At 44.7% G+C, this 21608-nt stretch carries 17 protein-coding genes; 16 read left to right on the plus strand and 1 reads right to left on the minus strand.

What is annotated here, in order from left to right; all coding sequences use genetic code 11:
• Nucleotides 1-3 precede the first annotated feature (3 nt).
• From J2Z34_RS03380 to J2Z34_RS03395, 4 genes are all read left to right on the plus strand, one after another.
• Entirely contained in the window at nucleotides 4-978 is a 975-nt protein-coding gene (locus J2Z34_RS03380) for a nucleoside hydrolase (RefSeq protein ID WP_209458455.1), read from the plus strand.
• Between the two features lie 106 nt (nucleotides 979-1084).
• On the plus strand, nucleotides 1085-1975 hold the full coding sequence (gene rbsK, locus J2Z34_RS03385; RefSeq protein WP_209458456.1) for a ribokinase: 891 nt from the start codon (nucleotides 1085-1087) through the stop codon (nucleotides 1973-1975).
• A 173-nt stretch (nucleotides 1976-2148) separates the two neighbouring features.
• Nucleotides 2149-3669, plus strand: coding sequence for a YjjI family glycine radical enzyme (locus J2Z34_RS03390; RefSeq protein ID WP_245250496.1), 1521 nt, complete (start codon nucleotides 2149-2151; stop codon nucleotides 3667-3669).
• Nucleotides 3666-4505 (plus strand): YjjW family glycine radical enzyme activase, encoded by an 840-nt coding sequence (locus J2Z34_RS03395; protein ID WP_209458457.1) that lies wholly within the window; start codon nucleotides 3666-3668, stop codon nucleotides 4503-4505. The genes J2Z34_RS03390 and J2Z34_RS03395 overlap by 4 nt, the downstream gene beginning before the upstream one ends.
• Nucleotides 4506-4628: 123 nt before the next feature.
• Here J2Z34_RS03395 and J2Z34_RS03400 read toward each other — a convergent pair whose 3' ends face one another.
• The gene (locus J2Z34_RS03400; protein WP_209458458.1) at nucleotides 4629-5351 is read right to left on the minus strand and encodes a Crp/Fnr family transcriptional regulator; all 723 of its coding nucleotides are present in this window, start codon (nucleotides 5349-5351) and stop codon (nucleotides 4629-4631) included.
• A gap of 450 nt (nucleotides 5352-5801) precedes the next feature.
• Here J2Z34_RS03400 and J2Z34_RS03405 point away from each other — a divergent pair, with 450 nt between their 5' ends.
• From J2Z34_RS03405 to J2Z34_RS03460, 12 genes are all read left to right on the plus strand, one after another.
• Entirely contained in the window at nucleotides 5802-6899 is a 1098-nt protein-coding gene (locus tag J2Z34_RS03405; protein WP_209458459.1) for a BMP family lipoprotein, read from the plus strand.
• A gap of 132 nt (nucleotides 6900-7031) precedes the next feature.
• Nucleotides 7032-8537, plus strand: a complete 1506-nt coding sequence (locus tag J2Z34_RS03410) for an ABC transporter ATP-binding protein (RefSeq protein ID WP_209458460.1) — start codon at nucleotides 7032-7034, stop codon at nucleotides 8535-8537.
• Nucleotides 8534-9589 (plus strand): ABC transporter permease, encoded by a 1056-nt coding sequence (locus tag J2Z34_RS03415; protein ID WP_209458461.1) that lies wholly within the window; start codon nucleotides 8534-8536, stop codon nucleotides 9587-9589. The genes J2Z34_RS03410 and J2Z34_RS03415 overlap by 4 nt, the downstream gene beginning before the upstream one ends.
• 4 nt (nucleotides 9590-9593) lie before the next feature.
• Nucleotides 9594-10499: an ABC transporter permease gene (locus J2Z34_RS03420; protein WP_209458462.1), complete on the plus strand. Its 906-nt coding sequence runs from the start codon at nucleotides 9594-9596 to the stop codon at nucleotides 10497-10499.
• A gap of 51 nt (nucleotides 10500-10550) precedes the next feature.
• Nucleotides 10551-11327, plus strand: coding sequence for a nucleoside phosphorylase (locus tag J2Z34_RS03425; protein ID WP_209458463.1), 777 nt, complete (start codon nucleotides 10551-10553; stop codon nucleotides 11325-11327).
• Nucleotides 11328-11360: 33 nt separating this feature from the next.
• A complete protein-coding gene (locus tag J2Z34_RS03430) occupies nucleotides 11361-12155 on the plus strand; it encodes a GntR family transcriptional regulator (protein ID WP_209458464.1) in 795 nt (264 codons plus the stop codon).
• Between the two features lie 696 nt (nucleotides 12156-12851).
• Nucleotides 12852-13652 carry a caspase family protein gene (locus tag J2Z34_RS03435; RefSeq protein WP_209458465.1) on the plus strand — a complete coding sequence of 267 codons (801 nt, stop codon included), beginning with the start codon at nucleotides 12852-12854 and terminating at the stop codon, nucleotides 13650-13652.
• A complete protein-coding gene (locus J2Z34_RS03440) occupies nucleotides 13649-14791 on the plus strand; it encodes a CHAT domain-containing protein (RefSeq protein ID WP_209458466.1) in 1143 nt (380 codons plus the stop codon). Before J2Z34_RS03435 ends, J2Z34_RS03440 begins: the two co-directional genes overlap by 4 nt.
• Nucleotides 14792-14985: 194 nt before the next feature.
• A complete protein-coding gene (locus J2Z34_RS03445) occupies nucleotides 14986-18093 on the plus strand; it encodes a leucine-rich repeat protein (protein ID WP_245250499.1) in 3108 nt (1035 codons plus the stop codon).
• Between the two features lie 12 nt (nucleotides 18094-18105).
• Nucleotides 18106-18423, plus strand: a complete 318-nt coding sequence (locus tag J2Z34_RS03450; RefSeq protein WP_209458468.1) for a hypothetical protein — start codon at nucleotides 18106-18108, stop codon at nucleotides 18421-18423.
• A gap of 62 nt (nucleotides 18424-18485) precedes the next feature.
• Nucleotides 18486-20264, plus strand: a complete 1779-nt coding sequence (locus tag J2Z34_RS03455; protein WP_209458469.1) for a DNA/RNA non-specific endonuclease — start codon at nucleotides 18486-18488, stop codon at nucleotides 20262-20264.
• A 386-nt stretch (nucleotides 20265-20650) separates the two neighbouring features.
• Nucleotides 20651-21574, plus strand: a complete 924-nt coding sequence (locus J2Z34_RS03460) for an L-lactate dehydrogenase (protein ID WP_209458470.1) — start codon at nucleotides 20651-20653, stop codon at nucleotides 21572-21574.
• The last annotated feature ends 34 nt before the right edge of the window (nucleotides 21575-21608 follow it).

Consider the following 21608-nt stretch of genomic DNA (forward strand, 5'->3'; position numbering starts at 1 on the left):
ACTATGAAGAAGAAAGTGATCTTAGATGTTGATACAGGCTCGGATGATGCAATCGCAATAATGCTTGCACTGCTGTCCCCTGGAATCGATGTCCAGGCAATATGCACCTGCAGCGGTAATGTGGACATAAGCCACACGACTGACAATACTCTGAGGATTCTCTCGAGAATGGGGAGGAACATTCCGGTATATCGGGGGTTACCGGCACCACTGGTCAAAAAGCTATACAAAGAGAGAAACGTTATTAAGAAGCTTGAGGTAGTCATAGAAGGTAAAACAGTAAAAATGCATGACGACCAGCTGAATCTTCCTGAACCGGGATTCAAGGAAGAGGATATTCCTGCGATTTTTTATTACAAGGAAGTCCTGTCGAATTCTAAAGTGCCAATCAACATAATAACCACAGGACCACTGTCGAACCTGGCTACCGTGTTTTCACTTTGGCCCGAACTTGTGAACAGAATTGGCAGTCTTACCATAATGGGTGGTGGACACGGGCTATACAACAACAACTATGGTGAAGGAAATTTCTGGCATGATCCCGAAGCGGCACAGGTAGTTTTGAATTCAGGAATAGTGCCAACTATAGTACCGCTTGATGCGACCCACCAGTCTATAATTACCATAGACGAAATCGATATGCTGAGAAACCAGAATAATTTCTGCAGTGAATTTGCAGCAGGACTTTTAGAACAGCGTATGAAGCTTCATACTGCAAACCAGCCGCTGCATCTTCCTGATTCAGCAACGCTCCATGATGTCGTAGCGGTTGCGGCCTTTCTTGATCCCAAAGTACTAGTGGGTGTCAAGGATGTACGTTGTATAATTGGATTTACAGGCTCAGCTGAAGGGCACTGTTCATTCGACAGAAGGGAATCAAAGGGTAAGAACAACTGCCGTTTCGCAATGTCAGCTGACAGGGAAAGGTTTGTCAGGCTGTTTCTTGAAACCTTTGCTTTGGCAAAGGATATTCAGTAGCTGGAGAAAAAGTTAAGGTTTGCTTGATAATTGCGATGAGGCAATGAGTATCGGCTTAAACCGGGCTTTGGAAAAGTTCTCAAATAACCAATACAAGGAGGTACCCATGAAGATTGTAGTTGTCGGGAGCCTGAACATGGACTATATTTTGCAGGTTCCGCATATCCCCAAAGAGGGGGAGACCATACTTTCAACAGAAACAGACACATCACTGGGAGGCAAGGGCCTGAACCAGGCCGTAGCAGCTGCCCGTTCAGGTGCTGAGGTTGCTATGGTAGGCGCCATCGGTGAGGATGAGGATGGCAAAATCATGAAGGACCTTCTGGTGCAGGAAGGGATAAACCATGAAGGACTCGATAGACAACCGGGACCTTCAGGAAAAGCATATATCTCCATAGATGCGAAGGGCCAGAACACAATCATCGTGTCTCCGGGAGCGAACTTCAAGCTTACCGAAGAATGGGTTGATGGGCACAGGGAAATTTTCAAGGATGCAAAGTATTGCATCCTGCAGATGGAGATACCGCTGCCAGTCATATATTCAGTACTTGAGCTGTGCCGAAAGATGGGGGTTGAGGCAATCTTCAATCCTGCGCCGGTGAATGCAGCCTTTGACAGAAGCCATCTGTCACTCGTTGACTATCTTGTGGTAAATGAGACAGAGCTTATGCTCCTGAGCGGAGGAGAAGAAGACCCGGAAAAGGCTATTTCAAAGCTTCGATCAGAAGGTGTTAGCAGCATAGTCTACACAATGGGGTCCAATGGGTCCAGATTCTGCAGCAAAGAGCTTGACATTACGATACCTGCATACAAGGTCAAGGCAGTGGATACCACTGCAGCAGGTGATACCTTCATCGGGGCATTTGCCAGCAAGTTCGACGGCAGCAACCATGCCGAAGCAATGACCTTTGCCTCAAGGGCTGCAGCACTTGCAGTCACCAGGGAAGGCGCCATAGGCTCAATACCCAGGAAGGCAGAGGTTGATCTTATGGCCTGAGCCTCAAGAGAAATACTGAAATTCTGCAACGATAGAAAAAGGACTTATTTTCGCTGAAAAGATGAAAATAAGTCCTTTTTTGTGCCATATGGCATATTTTTATACTATCAGCAATTGTTATCATATAATCAATACAGCGGGGAATTGATAAGATAACCAATATGGAGGGAAACATGAAAAAAGATCTTGAAAAACTGATTCAGCAGGCACAGCAGATTGCTGCAAATTCCGCACTTACCCACGAGCAGGCTACAAACAGCCTGGCTTCACTTCCTGGACAGTTTGCGAACGTGCTCAACCTTCCTGAAGGATTCCAGGAAATGCTTGATGAGGGATTGCTCTGCAACCTGAGTGAAGGGTTTTTGCCATATGCCCCGAGATACATACTGCCTGACTACCAGAAGCTAATGGATGAAGGCTGCCAGTTCCTGAGACTGAAGCCACCTTCGACCCTTTCAGAAGCTATACTGACGCTCGAGATATTCTATCGCCACGTTCCTTCCGTAACCCATTATCCTGTATATCTTGGCAGGGTTGACAAGATGCTTGAGCCCTTCATCGACGGGGTAAGCGAAGAAGAGGCAAGGCGTGAGATAAGGAACTTCCTGTTCTTCCTCTCGAGGAGCATTCCGGATTCGTACTGCCATATGAACATAGGGCCTGAGGAGACAAGGGCTGGCAAATACATACTGGATGCAGAGATGAAGCTCCAGGAAGCTATCCCTTCGATTACCATGCTTTACGATGAAAAGGTGACCTCTGATGATTTCTCGGAGAAGGCACTCAGCTGCGCACAGCTTTGCGCAAAGCCAAGCTTTGCAAACTACAATGATTATCAGGAAGCCAATCCTTTCCCGATAGGTATCGCAAGCTGCTACAATGCACTGCCTATTGCAGGCGGAGCATTCACACTCTCAAGGGTGATGATCAGCAAGATAGTTGACAAGGTCAAGGATAGCAACGAATTCTTCGAGTTCCTGCCGAAGGCTGTAAACACACTTTGCACATTCATGGACGAGAAGATCAGATATCTTGTTGAGGACAGCCATTTCTTTACAACTAACTTCCTTGTTAAGGAAGGCTTCGTAAAGCTTGAGAACTTCACCGGTATGGTTGGAATAGTAGGATTGAACGAGTGCGTGAATACGCTCCTTGCAAAGGATGGAATTGCCGGAAGGTATGCACAGGGCAAGGAAGCTGATGAGTTGTCACATAGGATACTTGCTGCAATGAACCAGCACCTCAATGAATTTGAATCAAAATATTGTGATGTAACAGGGAACCATTTCCTTCTTCATGCTCAGGTAGGAATCTCAACAGATGTAGGAATAACACCAGGAATACGTATAGCAATCGGCGAAGAGCCTGACCTTTATACCCACCTCAAGCATGAGGCCAAGTTCCAGAAGTATTTCCCTAGCGGAGTCGGTGACATATTCCCGTTTGATGAGGCCGCAAAGAACAACGTGGGTGCAATACTTGATATAGTTAAGGGCAGCTTTAACCAGGGAATGAGGTATTTCTCAACCTACACTGATACCTGCGACGTTGTCAGGGTAACAGGATATCTTGTAAAGAGGTCGGACATTGAGAAGCTTTCAAGGGGTGAGGCAGTAGGGCAGGCCAATGCCACCTGGGGTTACCTTGCATCCAAGAACCAGCATGCACTTGAACGGAAGGTAGAGTCCCTATGAAAGCCCCGGTCAATCATATAATAGACTCAAGCTTCATAGACGGTCCTGGAAACAGGACTGTCATATTCTTCCAGGGATGCAATTTCAACTGCAAGTACTGCCATAATCCGGAGACCATAAACCTCTGCATACATTGCGGACAGTGCGTTCCTGGATGCCCTGAGGGAGCACTGGAGCTTGTGGATGGCAAGGTGGAGTGGGATGAAAAGAAGTGCGTTGATTGCGGAGCATGCTACAAGAACTGCCCTTACTCTGCGACGCCAAGGGTCAAGGAATCGACAGTGGAGGAGGTCATGGAGCGCTTAAAAGGCAACATGCCCTTCATCCGTGGGATCACAGTATCCGGAGGAGAGTGCTCTCTCCAAAGGGACTTCATAGTGGAGCTGTTCAGAGAGGCGAAGAAATTAGGATTGGGAACTCTTATGGACAGCAATGGGGGACTTCCCATAGCATTTGATAAAGAGCTCATGGAAGTTACAGACGGTGTGATGCTGGACATAAAGGGTACTGATAAAGGCTTCCATCTGGAGCTTACCGGACGCAGTAATGACATAGTACTTAACAATGCCGTGGAGCTTGCAAGACTCAGGAAGCTCACTGAGATAAGGACAGTGGTGCTGTCAGACAACCCATGCAGCCGCCAGACGGTGGTCAATGCAGGCAATATCCTGGAGCCATTCCTAAAGGACAGCAAGGTAACCTACAGACTCATAAAATTCCGTCCAATTGGTGTCAGGGGTGAAGCTGAGCACTGGATGATGCCAAGCCAGGGACAGATGGAAGAGCTTAAATCGCTTGTGGAAGACAAGGGATTTGACAAAGTCATTATTACATAGCACCTGATGGTACAATTCTGTTGATTAAATCAGGAAAGTTAGCGAATAATAGACCATAATAATCTGAGAGCACTGTCATAGGTCACATGGCCTTTTGGCAGTGCTCTTTTCAGTCATTGGACATTATGGCATCCCATGCTCTATTCTATAGTATTCATACTTCTCCGCTATCCTTTTGAATGATAAGCTGCTCACAACAATCTTTCCATGGCTTCTTTTTATGAGGCCTTCTTCCTCAAACTGTTCAAGGAGTCGATATAGCGTCCGGTTGCTGATGTTAAGAAGCTCGGCGATTTCGGTCTTGTTTGCTTCAATGATTAAAGGCAGAGGTTTTCCCGAGCTTTTCTCGAATAGGAATATCATAAGGTTCTCAGATGGAGTGTTCAGTGTAAGCTGGTCGTTTCTGTCAAGCATCCTGTCTGTGAACCTTGCCAGAAATGACAAGGCAGCCAGTGCAATCTTATGGTTGTTCCTGATTGCCTGAAGAAAGAAGGAAGGAGGTATTACTGCGCAGTAAGCGCTGGTTTCAGCCTGTAGAGTGACTCCATGCTCTCTGGTTCCGTTAAGTGCCTCATACAAGCCATATATCTGAGGAGCCTCTGAAATGCCGCTCCGTATGCTTACGCCACCCGGGCTGTATTTGAAGACAGAAACCTGACCCTCAATAAGTACCATCAGCCTCTCAACTGGTGAGCCCATGTATGTGAGATATGCACCCTTTTCGAACCTGGCGAAATGGATGTTTTCGTTAGCAATGGAATTCATGAAGGCATTGTCAGGGTTTACTGGAGTAGCTTTAGACATGACAGATTCAAGGAGCTTGGCCAGCTTTTCTTCATTTGTCATAGCAAATACCTCCTAATTGCATTTGGAATCCAAAATGTTACTGGAGCTTAAGGCGACTGTTAAAATTAGAGTATCACAAACCTATGGAGTTGACCATAAACTGGTAATTCTTGATGGTAGTATCACCTGGTAATTAGCTATCTGAAATAATAAGTATGGTCTATACGCTATTGTCAATATTATAAGAATTAGACCATTACTATATTGGGTTATATATGCGTATTCCATTATGGGTAGTTACAGGAGAACATGTTTAAATAATTTGGTCCAGTTAATATCATAGGTGAAATAATCGTTATAGCTGAGGGTGTTTGAAATAAAAAAGAAGCTAAAAAATTTTTAAATTTTATCATTGTTAATGTTTACATGTAAAACAAGCTGTGGTATATTTAACACAAGTTGTTAAACAAGTTACGAAACATGTACAACAAACTATAGGGGGAATTAAACATGAAGAAAACGATTGCCTTACTTGGTTCATTGCTGTTGTCTGCCACTATTTTCGCTGGATGCGGAAGTAAGGCTCCTACCACTCCTTCAGGCATAGAAGCTTCGAAGCCATCTGAATCACAGACTGCTGCCCCAAAGGACTTCAAGGTTGGCATTATATTTACAGAGGCAGGTCTTGGTGGCCAGTCATTTAATGACCTTGCATTCGAAGGTGTCAAGAAAGCTGCCACTGACCTTGGAATCACCTATGACTATGTCGAACCCAAGTCTGTTTCTGATGAAGCGATCGTACAGGAAGACATGGCCTCATCAGAGGAGTATGACATCATAATATGCGTCGGAGCTGAACAAATCGATGCGCTTAAGAAGGTAGCCGCAAACTATCCTGAGCAGAAATTCGCTCTTATCGATGCAAACCTTGAACTTCCGAATGTTGCCTGCTACACAAGCAAGGAGCAGGAAGGATCATTTATGGCAGGAGCACTCGCAGCACTCTTGAAGCAGGAGAAGGTTACAGACAAGGTTTCAGACGGAAATACCGTAGGTGTAATGGTTGGAGTCAACAATCCGCTTCTTAATAGATTTGTCGCTGGTTATACTGCAGGTGCGAAGTACATCAACCCTAAGCTTGAGGTGCTTGTTGACTATGTAGGTGGATTCGGAGATCCGACTACTGCAAAGAACATAGCGACTACATTCAACTCGAAGGGTGCTGACGTAATATTCCATGCTGCAGGAGCTTCAGGAATGGGACTCTTCCAGGCAGCCCAGGAAAAGGGCTTTGTTGCGATAGGCGTCAACCTCAACCAGAACGGAGTAGCTCCGGACAACATAGTCGCCAGCATGATGAAGAGGGTAGATTCCAGCGCATACCATGCAATAGAATCTACTTTGAACGGGGAATTCAAAGCAGGACTAAAGGTCATGGGACTTGCTGACGATGGAGTAGGCCTGAATATGGAGGGAAGCAACATAAAGCTGCCCGAAAGTGTGACATCAAAGCTTGATGAGATCAAGGAGCTTGTAGTATCAGGAAAACTGGTTATACCAGCTAAAATCGAAGAGGTCAATTCATTCCTGGAATCGAATAAAAAATAATCGGACTATATTGATGGGCAGTTTGGGCTCCGGAGTGTTTTGCATGGCTGCAGAATATTTGCCGATATCCCTTACCGCCCTTTTCCATGTAAAGGGTGAAATACAAATAGAACCAAGAACGGAGGTAAACTCATGCCAATAATTGATATGAGGCAGATAACAAAGCGTTTTCCGGGTGTTGTGGCAAACGACAAGGTGGATTTTCAGGTAGAAAAGCAGGAGATACATTGCCTACTGGGTGAGAACGGGTCCGGCAAGACAACGCTTATGAATGTGCTTTTCGGTCTGTACCATCCGGAAGAAGGGGAAATTTTCGTCAAGGGAGAAAAGGTTAGGATAAACAACCCGAATGACGCCTACAAGCTGGGAATAGGAATGGTGCACCAGCACTTCATGCTGGTAAACCAGATGACAGTGCTTGAGAACATCATACTTGGGAATGAGTGCGGAAACTTCTTCCTGGACAGGAAAGCAAGCGAGGATGCTGTCAGAGACCTCATAACAAGATTTAACTTCAAGCTCGACCTGAACCAGAAGATAGCTGACCTTTCTGTCGGAATGAAACAAAGGGTCGAAATCGTAAAGACACTTTATCGCGGAGCTGACATAATCATCCTCGATGAGCCAACTGCAGTTCTTACACCCCAGGAAGTGGCGGACCTCTTTGTGATACTTCATCAGTTGCGAAGGGAAGGTAAAACAATAATATTCATAACCCATAAGCTTAATGAGACCATGGAGATGTCTGACAGCGTGACAGTACTGAGGAAGGGTGTAAAGGTTGCCGACCTTAAGACCAGGGATGTGAATGAGAATGACCTTGCGGCGCACATGGTTGGCAGGCAGGTGGAGCATATAGTGAGTGATAGTGTGGACAGTTATGGTGAGGTTGTGCTATCAATCAAGGACCTGGTCCTCAATGACAAGACCAGAGTTCCTGTGAACCTACAGGTTCGGGCAGGTGAGATACTTGGAATTGCAGGAGTAGAAGGAAACGGACAGCAGGAACTCGAGGAACTGATAATAGGAACAATGCCGGTTAGTTCCGGAACCATAGAGATCAACGGAAAAGACATAACCAGAAGACCTGTTGCTGACAGGAAGGATATGGGAATAGGATATATTCCTGCAGACAGGCACAAGAATGCAATCCTGAGCAATTTCTCGATTATTGAGAATTACTTGTTGGGTTACCAGAAGGACAAGGAATATGTTAAAAATGGATTCATAGACTATAAGAAGCTTGAAAGTGACACAGACCGGCTTGTCAGGGAATTCAATGCTAAGGTTGCGGACATCGGTGACCCGATTTCATCGCTTTCCGGTGGTAACCAGCAGAAGATAGTCTTGAGCCGTGAGGTCAGCCATGACCCTGTCCTGGTAATCGCTGCGCAGCCTGTAAGAGGACTGGACATAGGCGCAATTGAGTTCATCCACAAGACGCTTCTAAGGCTCCGGGCGGAGAATAAGGCAATTCTGCTGATTTCAGCAGAGCTTTCTGAAGTCATGAACCTTTCTGACAGGATTGCAGTACTTTATGAGGGTCAGGTAAGCGCTGAATTTCCTAGAGGAAAGTACAACCAAGAACAAATCGGACTGTTCATGGCAGGTAAAGCTGAGAAGGAGGTAGGAGCATGAGCGAAGCAACAAAAAAACGAGCGACAATAAAGGCGCTGTCTGCACTGGGCGATTTCGGGAATTCCCTTCTGAGTGTGGCAATAGCCGTCATAATCGGTGGCTTGATCATACTTGCTATCGGCGAAAATCCGATTGAAGCCTACACTGCACTGATAGAGGGTTCTCTGGGAAATGCGAGGAGCATAGCCAATACCTTCAGCAAGAGCATCCCGCTCGCTTTCACCGGACTGGCAGTAGCGATGGCAAACAGGGGAGGTATGCTTAATATCGGTGCAGAGGGGCAGCTTCACGCAGGAGCAATGGCTACCGCACTTGTAGCTTTGGCTCTTCCTGGTTTGCCGGTTGTGATCCTTCTTCCTGTTTGCATAATCTCCGGAGTTGCAGCGGGTATGCTCGTTGGCTTCATACCTGGTTACTTCAAGGCAAAGAAGCAGACAAGCGAGGTCATTGTTGCTATCATGCTCAATTATATTGTGACGCTCTTCATGTCATTTCTGGTAAATGGACCATTCAAGGCAGAAGGCTCCGTTTCCCAGACCAATGCCATATCTGAAGGACTGATGCTAAATAAGCTTATCGAAAATTCGCAACTTACAACTGCACTTTTCATACTGCTCGCTGTAGCTGCCGTCCAATACATATTCCTGTGGAAGAGTGCACCGGGCTTTCAGTTAAGAGCAGTCGGAAGCAATCCATCAGCTTCAGTTTCTGCAGGTATGAACTCAAAGAAACTCATGATCTTCTCAATGTCACTGAGCGGAGGGATTGCGGCTTTGGCAGGAGTAACTGAAGTTTTGGGCAAGTATGGCAGATATATCGAAGGGTTTTCCCCTTCATTCGGATTTACCGGAATCGCTGTAGCAATACTTGGTAGAAATCATCCTGGCGGTGTGCTTGTTACATCTCTCCTATTTGGAATACTTGATACAGGAGCATTGAGGATGGGAAGGGTTACCAACGTATCAGCAAACATAATCATAGTAATCCAGAGTCTTGTGATACTTCTGGTTTCTGCCCCCGAAATAGCAAAAATGATCCGAAGGAGGGGTTGATGTAATGGAATTATTTTCAAAGATGATAACATTGACACTGCAGCTTTCAGTTCCGATAGTCCTTGGTGCAATGTGCGGTACGATTGCAGAAAGGGGAGGAATAATACTTCTTGGTGTTGAGGGCCTTATGCTCCTTGGTGCCTTCACAGGAGTTCTCGGTTCACACATTACCGGGAGCGCGTACATAGGGTTCTTGTTTTCAGTTGCAGGTGGAGCTGCCTTCGGGTTCCTTTATACAGTTTTCTGTCTGAAATTCAAGGCACACCAGTCAGTTGTCGGAGTTGGTGTCAACATGTTTGCAAGTGGAATTACAGCAGTGCTTCTTAAGGTATTCTGGAACAGGGAAGGAATGAGCGACCCGGTTGCAACGATACCAAACGTAACAGTACCGATAATTTCGGAAATTCCTGTGATTGGCATGTTGTTCAAGGACCAGTCTCCATACCTCTACATCATGGTGCTTATTGTAGCTGCTGTATGGGTAGTGTTTTATCGTACAAGAATTGGACTTAGGTACAGGGCAATCGGAGAGCAGCCATTTGCAGTACAGACGTCAGGAATAAATGTAAACAGGTACAGATATGTGGCAATGACTTTTGCAGGCATCGTCGCCGGAATAGGAGGATCATTCCTATCCTTATCCCAGAACAACCTGTTCGTAATTGACATGACAGCAGGAAGAGGTTTTATGGGGCTTGCCGCCAACATCTTCGGAGGTTGGAACCCTATAGGCTCACTGCTTGCAGGAACTGTATTCGCAGTTGCCCAGGCAGTCAGGTTCTACGTGTCAGATCTTGGGGTACCAATCCAGTTCATTCAGATGCTGCCGTATGCAGTCACGCTGTTCATTCTTCTGTTTGTTGGAAAGAAGGCTAAAGGACCTGAAGCGCTGGGAAAACTTGTGAAGTAATGATATTGACAGACAATATAAATATATAATAATTTATAATGGAGGAACACAATGCAAGATAATACTAAAATGATGCACATAGCTCTTTCGAAAGACCAGGTAGGCAAGTACGCATTTATTCCCGGAAGCCCTGAACGGGTTCCAAGAATAGCTGCTTACCTTCGTGATTCGGAGAAAGTAGCACAGAACAGGGAGCATACCAGCTACAGAGGATATATAGGAGACACTCCTGTGATGGTGGTTTCAACAGGAATGGGAGGACCCTCAACTGCAATATGCGTTGAAGAACTGGTGAAGCTCGGAGTTACCACCTTCATAAGGATAGGCACCTGCGCATCAACTTCTTCACGTGTAGAGCGCGGTGACATCGTGATACCGAATGGTGCTGTAAGGATGGAAGGTACATCTTCACATTATCTTCCTCTTGAGTTCCCATCCGTGCCAGATTATTATCTTGTAAAGAAGATTGAAGAGGCAGCGGTAGAACTGGGATTCAGGTATAATGTAGGGGTCACTATAACAAAGGATTCCTTCTACACTCAGACTGAACCTGAGACTAAGCCAGTTGGTTACGAGCTTATCAATAAATGGAATGCCTATGAAAAGGGCGGGGCCACCAGCACGAGCATGGAGGAAGCACTTCTCTTCATTGCTGCAACCAGCTTAGGGGTCAGGGCAGCTTCAGCACTCGTTTCAGCAACTAACTACAAGAGCTATAACCAGGACAATTCTCTTTCACCGATTGAAATTGAGAAGAGGGCAATATTGACTGGTATAGAAGCCATGAGAAAGATTATTGAGGAAGACAAAAGAAAATCAAAAGAATGACATAATCTAGAGCAAGATAAGGATGTGTTTGATATGGCACAAGTCACTTCAGTAACTGATAAGGAAAGGAAGCTTCCCTTGTTCGTGGCTGCATATGAGACAATGTACAACAGGATAAAGGATGGTACCTATAAACCTGGGGATAAGCTGCCAAGTGAAAGTGAGTTGTCAGTGGAACTTGCCATAAGCAGGGGGACTCTGAGGCAGGCTATGCTGCTCCTTCAGGAAGACGGCCTGATAATGAACTATAAGGGTAAAGGAAGCTTCGTGCTTGAAACGAACAAAGAATTGAGCACAGGGATTGAGAAGATCGTCAATCCACTAATCACTTGCAGTATCCAGCCTATTGACAAGGTAATCACCGAAATGCACTTCCAGCCGGCTACAGAGCCTCACCGGAAGCTGTTCGACCTACCTCAGTCATCGCTTGTGTCACGTGCTGAGTTCTCATACTTCATCAAGGACAAGATAGTGGGATTCGCATTGGTATTCATGCCCTATGACCTGTTGGTCGAAAACGGGGTGGCGATAGATGACAATGACGAGATTCACAGGTTCTACAACAGCTTTCTCACAACTGAAAGGCTCAGCTGTGAAAGTGTACTGAGGATGGGATTTGCCCGGAAGTTGACAGCTGATAAGATGCATATAAAGGAAAAGGAACCGATCCTCATAATGGAAGAGACATTCTATATGGGCAACCGGCCTTCAATGCAGCAGAAGATATTCTTCCTACCCGCGTACTATGAGTTGAGGATTCTAAGGTCAAATGACAGATATACCTCTAAGCAGGGTACACAGGGTCAGCTGCCATCTGATAAGCTTTAGAATCACACAAGTCAATATTCAGTTTAAAGAAATAATGGATTGAAGGAGCAATACTGGGTGGTGTTGCTCCTTGCTTTTTTTGCATTAGATCATACTTCAAGACGTTGTTCGAGATTTACCAAGTAAGTGAGCTAATAAATTCATAAAGAAGAAAAATGAAACGACAAAATGGTACGAAATGAGAAACGCATAAGAAAATGAATAATGATGCGAAAAATTGTACTGAATTGATAGTTTTCGGTAACATCAGAATAAAAGTGTTACAAATATGTAAAAAAATGCATGTATTTTTAGATTAGTTAAAGTTGTAGAATATACTTAAGAAAAGTTATAAAATGATATCAAATCTATGAACAAAAAGTATAAACTCTTAAATATCACAGTAAATACTGTATGTTTTTATTGGAATGAGAGTATCCATCAAACAAGAAAATCTATTCAGGTTAGTGGCAAAGCAAAAAAAATCAAATTTATCACTTTGGAACTAAGACAAGAGTTACCAGGAATTGTTGAGGATAAAACTAGCGGGTATAGAAACATAAAATCTGTTTATATGCAGCTTACACAGGATCGAAGTTAGCTTTTTGGATCCTGCAATTGAGCATAAGATGCAGATTCGCTTGAATCTAGACAATTACGTATATTTGCTTTTATACACTACTTAGGTTGATTGAAAGTATGGAGGAGGGTAGTAAGATGGCAAAAAAAGCACTATGTGTTGGCATAAACGACTATCCGTTTGAAGGAAATGACCTGAAGGGCTGTGTCAATGATGCAAAAGGCTGGGCAGGCATGCTTACTGGTCACTTCGGGTTCGCTGAGGCTGATGTGAAGCTGCTGCTGGATAAGCATGCAACCAAAGAAGCGATACTATCTGCACTTGAGGAAATGATTGTGAATGGGGAGCCTGGAGATACTCTTATATTCACTAATTCATCTCATGGTACCTACTTAATTGATGAAAGTGGCGATGAGCAGGATAAGTATGACGAAGCGATTTGTCCATATGATTGTAAGGAGAATCTGATTGTTGATGATGAGCTGAGAGAGATTCTTAACAAGCTAAAACCGGATGTCAGCTTCTACATGATTTCAGATTCCTGCCATTCCGGAAATGTCCACAAGGCATTAGTTGTGGATACTCCTGATCATAGAAGAGTAAGGTTCCTTAATCCGAGCCTTATTGGTAAAGCCAGCTTGCTTAATCCATTCAAAGCAAAACCAAGGGGAAGCAAGATAAGCAGGAATGTCAGAGTCCAGGACCTTCTGCTCAGTGGCTGCAAGAGCATTGAATATTCCTATGATGCCATGATTGATGGAGACTACCATGGAGCCATGACCTACTATGCGCTGAAGGCGGCTCGGGAGGCAGGATATCAATTGACCTTCAAGGAGCTGCATAAGAAGATAAATGAATATCTTAAGGCTTCCGGATATCCTCAGCATCCTCAGCTGGAAGGTAAGACAAGCCTGAAAAGCAGTCAGGTGTTCAAATGATTGGCGGTTACAGGGAAAACATGCCATGTGTAGTGCACATCTCTATTGCAAGGTTCGACAGCCGATTGCCAGAAGCAGGAGAACCTCTGAATTTTCTGGTTTCAATACATGTGGAGGGAACTGGAATCACATGGCAGCAGAACATAACTGTAGACACCTCAACGGAAAAGGAACTGCAGGAAATGACCCAGGACCTTTATCTCTGGAGCTGCAACCAAAAATTGACGCGAGAAACTGCCAGGGATTGTTCATTGAAGCTGGGGGCAAAGCTGTATGATACTTTTATCGGCACAGTGGGAGATAAGATACTGGCTGGATTAAAGATAACAGCTATTCTCCTGAATATTGACGAAACAATCCAGAACCTTCCCTGGGAACTTATGGGGAAGAATGGAGTGCATCTGTCACAGGCTCTGCCTTTCGGAAGATTAGTAACGACCCGTGAATTACTTAGACCAAACAGGGATCCACTTAGAGAAGATAAAATCGTTAGAATACTAGCAGTAGTGGATACTACGCAGGACCTTATTTCAGGAAAGCATGAGCTTAAGGCTTTGCAAGCCCTTGAGGAAAGGAGAGATGGATACCAGATTAAAGTGGATGTCCTATGCGGAGAAAATGCAACTGTAGCCGAGTTCGAAAGGCTTGTTACTCCAGGGACATACGATATACTACACTTCTCGGGGCATGGTTCCTTTGACCGACAGTCACCTGAAACAAGTGGCCTGCAATTTTATGACGGCATACTTGAGGCTGATCAGATTCTTGACATTAACTGGAAATCACCACCATATTTTGTATTCAGCAGCGCTTGTGAATCAGGTCGATCATCAGGAGGAATAAGGCTTATATCAAATGAACGACACAGCAACGGACTTGCAGCTGCCTTTATTTCTGCTGGCGTATCAGGATATGCAGGCTACTTTTGGCAGGTTTCTGACACTGGAGCAGGTGTTTTTGCTCAAATATTCTACAAATACCTCTTTGAGGAAGAAAACCTTGGAAAAGCCTTTCTTGAGGCAAGAAAAAGAACTTCATGGGAACTTGATGAAGTAGGCGATCTCGCTGCATATGGTGCAGTTTTGTTCGGAGATGCTGCTACAAGCGAAAGACTCGATCTGGTGAGAATGGGAAGATAGGAAATCTAAAATAGAATTGTTATCATAATTTTTCGGATATATATGGATTTGGTAAGCATGTTTCCCAACCTATTAAATACTCATTGAACTAAAGGCGATTATGTAATCCTCTGTATGATAGTCCTTGTCGAGGAGGGGCCATAATGAAAAAGTCGGTGCTAAAATCAATTCTCTTTATGACTGTTGTATTAGTCATGCTGATTCTACAAGACAAACCACAACTTTTATTATCAATTATAAATAGTGAATACCAGTCAGCCAGTGCAATTAGTGTGGATGTATTAATCCAACCCATTCCAGGTTTACCAACTAGAAGTCCTTACGAGTTCACACACGATGGGGATTTTGCTACTATAATTAGATATTTTGGACAAGAAACTGACATCATAATCCCTGAAACAGTAAGTGATGGTATTAGAAGCTACAAAGTCATCAGTATTGGTGGAGAGGCTTTTGCAAATAATGAGGAACTGACTAGTGTAGTCATACCCAATGGTGTAATTGACATTGGTGTAGGCTCGTTTGCCGGATGCTCTAATCTTAAAAGAGTTATGTTTCCTGAGAGCTTAGAGAGCATCGGAAGGAGTTCTTTCGGTGGCTGCACTCGGCTGGTGAGTGTTACTATACCTGAAAGTGTAACTAGAATTGGGAGTAGCGCATTCGCAAAGTGCGAGAGACTCATTGAGGCCTGGTTTTTCTGCAACAGACCGATATTCGGGGATGGGCCAGAATTAGTAGCATACTGGGAAAGTGCATTCGGTAATATCAACAATGATTTCAGAATCTACTACCTCTCAGGACGAACTGGATGGGTAAGCTCCAGACAAGTCATTCCGTTCTACAAAGTAACTTATAACGCAAGCGGAGGCTTTGGGCAGGTTCCTGTCGATGAGAATAATTACCTGGAGGGTGACAGGGTCTTCGTGCTTGATAATACGGGGCAGCTTAGTAAGCCTGGCTATATTTTGGCTGGCTGGAACACTTTGGATAGCGGTGCGGGAAGAGATTATGAAGCAGGGAGTTATTTTGCAATCGGAAAGGAGTCTGTAACCTTATATGCGAGGTGGGAGCCGAGTGCGCCGGTTCCTGAAAAATATACTCTGGTCTTCGACATTAATGGAGGGACTGGAAACACTCCGGCTGCTGTATCAGTAGAATATGAATCGGAGATAAGGCTGCCGACACAAGGTGATCTGAGTAGAACTGGCTACAGGTTCGATGGCTGGAATTCAATGTCTGACGGAAGCGGAAGAAACTATTTTGCTGGTGTCAATAACGTCATTGAACCTGGTGAAGAAGCGCTTGCTGATGGCGTAGCGGTTCTTTATGCAAGGTGGGTACCGATTGAGTACACCATGGTAAAGGTTCCTGAAAGCGCCACATATAATGAGCCAATCAGCATGAGTGCCACACTGATGCTTGGAGACAAACCGATTGAAGGAAGAAGACTCATCTTCAAGATTGCAGATAATATAGTGGGGACTGCAGCTACTGATGCAAGGGGATTTGCGGAGTTAAGGGATGTAAAAGTAGCCTATAAGGCTGGTACTTATCCTGTCAGCGTATATTACCTTGCTGGGGACGTTGAGTCAGCAAAAGGAACAAGCAGTCTGACTGTAAAATCCGGCTCGTTTCCGCCTGGCTTGATTCCAGTGATTATCGCGATAATTGGTGCTTCATCAATGCTGCTTATAAGGAAGTTCGGAGGAAAGAAGAAGGTTCCTGATGACAGACCTGATGGACATTCTGCTCATGCTCCTGTGATTGAACATTTCACAAAAGTTGATTTTCCAGCAAAATGTGTTCTGAACAGGAAGGTTGACCTGACAATCAGGCTTAACAAGAATGCTGCAGAATTCAAACAGAGCATTAAAGCAATTAAGGAGATTGTACCAGGCAAAACCAAGTCAGTCACCTTGAACTATAAGGTAACAGCACCTGGATTTGCAGAAATGGTAAATAGTCAGCTTGTACAGGTGGGTAACAAGCAGATGGTTTTAAATCTGAACGGAGAATCAGAGGCTATCAAATTTGAGCTATACCCTCAAGAAGTGGGAGATCAACGAATTGAAATAGAATTGTATTTTGAAGGCAGCAGAATAGACTACAGCATATTGGCTTCAACCGTTGCAGAAACCTCCCAGGAAGTTTCTGCTGAATTCCTTGGAGAGAAAGCAAATGCAGTATCGATGGATTCACCGGATAACAATTTTCAAAAAATACAATCCATCACAAGCGAGAAAAAGAAGACAATGGAAATCCGCACCTTGCACGTTGATTACAACACCAGGAAGAATAAGATTGTTTATCACGTCTATTCAAAGGAAAACAAAGCTCCCGCAATCTGCAAAGTCAGTCTGCCGAACACAATCGAGGAGATGTTTGCCACAATCAAGGAATTTACTGTGTTCTTGGACGAGATAGTAAAAATTGGTGACACATCAGCCGGTGAATGGAAGGACATCTACTTCAATCTTAATTCCAAATGCCAGAACCTATATCATATGATTGTGCCGGATGAGATTACTGAGATGATAAAGAAGTGGGAGAGCAGTTCAGCGTTCATCATTTCGACTAATGAGCAATGGATTCCGTGGGAGGTATTCCATGACGGTTCTGATTTTTTGAGCAAGAAGTTCATATTTTCCAGGTATCCAAGATTGCCTGAGAACAAGAAGATACCGCAAAAGGACAGGGCGAAATCAAGCTCCATTAACATAGGACAGATCACGAATGTGGTAGGAGGCAATTTCAAGGTACCACAGACAAATGAAAGGGTTCGGAAATTATTCAATTTCCTTCCAAACATCAAAGTGAATCCACTCATAGAGGAATCCATTTCCGACCTGGTTGAAGTGCTTCCTGAAACAGATTTGCTGCACATCACCTGCCATGGGAGCATGACTCATCCAATGCTGCAGATTTCAAATGAGCAGACAGACTATAAGAACCTGAACCTGGACATAATCCAAAATTTACCGTTAAAGCCTGGTTGTTTCATATTTGCCAATGCCTGCTATTCAAATACTACTGTCAGTGTCTTTAAGAACTTAACCAGCTTCGGCTGGGAATTCTATAAGGATGGAGCTGAAACGTACATTGGTACGCTTGCGCAAATTCCGGAGGTATATGCAGTTGAATTTGCAGAATCGTTATATCAGTCCCTGTTTTCAGGCGAAGAATTGACAGTAGGTCAGGTAATTCACATGGTGAAAAATAAGATGTCATCAAACAAGAATATATTCTGGCTGCTGTATTCCATGTATGGAGATCCGATTACCCGCTTCAAGTCTGTCAAATAGGAGGGTTTTATCTTGTCAATCAAGGTATATTTCGTTTCATCCAACATTGAAGAGGCAAGTTCAACAAAAATAGATGACCGAACAATACTCGGGACACTTGGGGATCGAAATGAGGCTGTTGCAGTGCAGCTAAAGGAGCTTTTTGAATCTGTAACCGAAGCAATAAAACCATCAATAAAGACAAAGAGCGATGTAATCATCGAGCTGACAGGTTCCATGGACATAAAGATGGAGGGCAGCATCAAATATCTGATATTTAATGCAGGAGCTTCAGGAACGGCATCCGGAACAATGAAGGTAACACTGAAGACCGAACTGATTCCAGATTGAAGAAGGCATTAAATATCAAGGATTCGATGTAATCAAGGCAACAATCAGAGGGGGCATATTATATGAAGAACGCATCACCTGAAGAAACATATCTTAAAGAGATGGCCGAAAAGCAGGACAAAATAACAAGCGCAGCCGCCAAGCGCTATCAGAAGCTTGAAGGTGAAAGGAAAGGTGCCAGAAAATCAAAAGCGTTTGACCCGGGTACCATGCAGGTACGCAGGAGCATCATCAACACCTATGATGGCTTGTCCATTGAGCGCATCCTCAACAAAAGTGACCTGTTTCCGATTGCACATCTGCAGTTGGGGCTGAATGCAGGAAAATCCGTTTGCCGAATATCCGTCAGGAGCAGGAGCGGCAAATTGCTTAGCTATGGCACTGGCTTCATGGTATCTCATTCTCTAATGATGACAAACAACCATGTCCTGAACAATGAAGAAGCAGCTCAGTACAGCCTGGCAGAGTTCAATTTCGAGGATGACGAGCAGTTCCTCCCGCGTCAGTCGGTAAGCTTCAGACTTGATCCCAAAAGGTTTTTCATTACCGATGAGAAGCTTGATTTCACGCTGGTCGCCGTACAGGAAATATCAAATACAGTAAAGCTTTCAGATTTCGGATATCTGCAGCTACTTTCCCAGGAAGGAAAGATCCTTGAGGGAGAATATGTTTCAATCATCCAGCATCCCCAGGGAGGCATGAAAGCTGTTACTGTAAGGGAAAATGAAGTAAGGTTCCTTTCAGATGATTTCATACACTATGTCACTGATACTGAACCTGGCTCTTCAGGCTCACCTGTGTTCAATGACCAATGGGTTGTTGTAGCGCTGCACCATGCCGGAATACCTGACCCTAAAGACAAGACAAAATGGATTGCCAATGAAGGTGTGAGAATAAGCTCGATAGCGAAATATCTAAAAAACAAGCGTGACAGATTGGATGCCATTGCTATTTCGCTTGTAGATGAGTTGCTTGGCGGAAACATCCAGATTGGTAATGATGTTGTAATGGACACAGAGGAACTCAGTGAGGACTGGTACAGCAAAGCTTCAGGCTATGATTATAAGTTCCTGGGTGATGGCTTTGACGTGCCGATGCCTGAATTGGACAAGGATAGGGCAAATGATGTCGTGAAAGCAGCTGATGGCAAAGAGATACTGAATTATACGCACTTTTCAGTAGTTATGAGCAAATCAAGAAGACTTGCCTTCTATACAGCGTCAAACATTGACGGTAAAAATCGGATTGAACTGAAACGAAGCGGAGACAAGTGGTACTATGATCCAAGGATAAGTAAAGAATATCAGTGCGGACCGTCACTTTACAGTAAGAATGAGCTCGACCGCGGGCACCTTGTAAGGCGTCTGGACCCGGTATGGGGATCTGATGCCGACAAGGCAAATGAGGACACTTTCCATTTTACGAACTGTTCACCACAGCACAAGAACCTTAACCAGAAGACCTGGCTTAACCTGGAGGACTACATCCTAAGCAACGCAGCTAAGCACAGCATGAAGGTCAATGTGTTCACAGGACCTGTGTTCCGTTCAGACGACATGGTATATAGAAAGGAATACAAGATACCGGCTGAATTCTGGAAGGTTGTGGTAATCGTAAAAGATGACGAGTCCTTATCTGCGACAGCCTACCTTCAGACTCAGAAGAACCTCATAACTAACCTGGAATTTGCATATGGACAGTATGAAACCTACCAGGTTCCTGTGGCTCAGATAGAGGAGCTTACAGGTCTCGATTTCGGGAAGCTGCGGGAGCACGACCCCATGGAGGGAGTAGAAGCAGCGGCATTCGTTATTGAGGGACCGGAAAGCATAAGGCTCTAACATTTGCTTTGGAAATTCAGATTACTTAACCCTGCATATTTATTGCATAGTTATTGTGTTTTATGGTTGACAAGCCACATCGACGTGGAATACAATTAGCGAAAGAATTGAATCAATAGAAACCTTTGAGGCAGAGGAAAATCAGAAAGCACCTTTTAGAGAGCGGGACCCGGTGGAAATCTCGCAGGAAGCGCTGAACAATATGGACTGCTGAGGTTGGCGTCAAATGCGCCGACGCAAGACTGCGTTATTGGTCGGGGATATGTATGTATCCTTATGAGATGGTTCATTTGAACCTAAGCAAGGTGGCACCGCGCAAAGTATTCGCCCTTGGTCTGTTATTGGCAGACCAGGGGCGTTTTGTTTTACTAGGAGGGATGCAGGGTATGAAGTCAGGTGGAAAGATTGTAATTCTGGGAGCTGGTCATGTAGGGTCACATTGTGGTATGGCACTGGCCTGGCGAGGGATCTGCCGGGAAATCGTCCTCGTGGACAAGAATGAGAAGAAGGCTGCTGCACAGGCCATGGACATATCTGATGCACTTACATTTCCGCCGAATGGAGCAGCAGTGCGTCCGGGAACCTATGCTGATTGCGCTGATGCAGATATTGTGGTCATTGCTATCGGTGTGCCCAGACTTCCGGGACAGACAAGACTTGACCTCCTGGAAAGCTCTGTAAGGATGCTCAAGGAGCTTACAGAAACCCTTAAGCCTATCGGAATAGGGGGAGTAGTGGTAACCATAACGAATCCTGCAGACATCGCAGCATACTATGTGCGTCGTGAACTTGGTCTCCCAAGGGAGAAGGTATTTGGAACCGGAACGCTGCTGGATACCGCAAGGCTTGTAAGGACCATATCTGAGAAGAGTGGAGTTTCAAGAGGAGCCATCAGCGCATTCTCGATGGGAGAGCATGGCGACTCATCTATGATCCCGTTTTCCCAGGTTAGGATCGGAGCCCTTCCCTTTGACAGCTATCCGAAGCTTGATAAGGAGTACATACTTGAACGCACCCGGATGACAGGCATGGACATCATAAACGGTAAGGACTCGACTGAGTTCGGAATCGGCCAGGCACTGACAGCACTCTGTGCTTCGATAATTGGCGATGAAAGGCAGGTATTTCCGCTCTCGGTGCTTCTTGAGGGAGAATACGGTCAAAGGGATGTCAATTGCGGTGTCCCGTGTGTTGTTGGAAGAAACGGAATCGAATCAATTGTTGAATTACCGCTGAACTCTGAGGAGCAGGCTCAGTTTGATGCATCCTGCGACATAATCCGAAGGCATATCGAAAAGGCCTGCAATTAGTAATAGCTTGTTTAATTAATTTGTGATTTTAAGG

This window comes from Youngiibacter multivorans (assembly GCF_017873395.1).
Lineage (GTDB): Bacteria > Bacillota > Clostridia > Clostridiales > Clostridiaceae > Youngiibacter > Youngiibacter multivorans.